This is a genomic window from Micromonospora sp. NPDC049799 (genome assembly GCF_040656655.1).
Classification (GTDB): Bacteria; Actinomycetota; Actinomycetes; order Mycobacteriales; family Micromonosporaceae; genus Micromonospora.
Genome location: NZ_JBFAMU010000811.1, coordinates 1 through 1,531 on the forward strand (window position 1 = coordinate 1; position 1,531 = coordinate 1,531).

At 75.8% G+C, this 1,531-nt stretch carries 2 protein-coding genes; one reads left to right on the forward strand and one right to left on the reverse strand.

Features of this window, described 5'->3' with window-relative positions:
* Positions 1-855 (forward strand): chlorophyllase (locus AB0I76_RS29700; RefSeq protein WP_357042386.1); only part of this gene is annotated, 855 nt, incomplete at its 5' end.
* 150 nt (positions 856-1,005) lie between these two features.
* Here AB0I76_RS29700 and AB0I76_RS29705 read toward each other — a convergent pair.
* Entirely contained in the window at positions 1,006-1,440 is a 435-nt protein-coding gene (locus AB0I76_RS29705; RefSeq protein WP_357042389.1) for a zinc-binding dehydrogenase, read from the reverse strand.
* Positions 1,441-1,531: the final 91 nt, after the last annotated feature.

Here is a 1,531-nt window from a genome sequence, read left to right on the forward strand (position 1 = left end):
CCGCCGGTCGCCACGCCCTCGCCGCGCGTCCCGGCCGGGTCCGCGCCGGAACGGGCCTTCGCGGTGGGCGTACGCGAGCTGAAGCTGAACCGCGACGGCGACCGCCCCCTGCCGGTGACCGTCTGGTACCCGGCGGCCGGTAGGGCCGGTGGCGAGCCGGAACGGTCGGCGGACGCGGCGAGGGGGACGTTTCCCGTCGTCATGTTCAGCCACGGCCTGGGCGGCCGCCCGGCCGACTACGAGACGCTGCTGACCCGCTGGGCGGCGGCCGGGTTCGTGGTGGCGGCCCCGACCTTCCCGCGCACCTCGCGGGGCGGTGACGGCAACGTCCTCGACGTGCTGAACCAGCCCGCCGACGTGTCGTACGCCCTCACCCAGGTCCTCGCCCTCGACGGCCGGGCCGGCGACCCGCTGCGGGGCCGGTTGGCCACCGACCGGGTGGCGGCGGCCGGGCACTCGGCCGGCGGGGTGACCACGATCGGGCTGTTCACCACGGGCCGGGACGAGCGGCTCGACGCCGGGGTGGTGTTCGCCGGCACCGCGCTCGGGGTGGGCACCGCGTTCGCCGGTGCCGCCGCCCCGCAGTTGTTCGTGCACGGCCAGGCGGACGAGGTGGTCGACTACGCCGCCGGCCGCGCCGCGTACGACAAGGTGCCGTGGCCGAAGGCGATGCTGAGCCTGCCGAAGGGCGACCACGGCCGGGCGCTGCTCGGCGACGGGCCGGCGCTCCGGGTGGTCTCGGACACCACGGTCGAGTTCCTGCGCTGGTCCCTGTACGGCGACGAGGCCGCCAAGCGCCGCATCCCCACCGACGCCGCCCGCGACGACATCGCCACCCTCGACAACCGCCTCTGACGCCCGCGCCCACGGTCGCCGCCTGCCCGCGCCCCGCGCAACTTCACGGAAACAGTGGCCATCTCACGCCGCGAGGCCACTATTTCCGTGAAACAGGGGCCTCGCCGGCGCGCGCGGCGCGTCGCGACGCGCGCGCCGCGCGGCGGTGGGTCAGGCGGTGTGGTCGACGACGACCTTGCCGAAGACGTCGCCGGAGTGCAGGCGGGTGAAGGCCTCCTCGACCCGGCTGAACGGCACCACGCTGTCGACCACCGGGCGCACGCCCCGCTCGGCGCAGAACGCGAGCAGCGCGGTCAGCTCGTCCGGGGTGCCCATCGAGGTGCCCAGGATCTCCAACTGCATGGCGAAGACCCGGCGCAGGTTGACCTTCGGCTCGTGCCCGGCGGTGGCGCCGGAGACCACGATCCGGGCCATCGGCGCGGCGGACTTGAGCGAGTGGTCGAAGGTGGCGGCGCCGACCGTCTCGATCACCACGTCGACCCGCTCCGGCAGCCGGGCGCCCGGCTCCACGGCGGTCGCGCCCAGCTCGGCGATCCGCTCGCGCTTGGCCGCGTCGCGGCTGGTCGCGTACACCCTCTTGCCCATGGCGGCCAGCTCGGCCCGTTCCTGCTCGCGGATGCGCCCCTCGCGCTCCGAGCGGAGCTGGTTGTACGTCCGCCACAGCACCGGCGCGGCG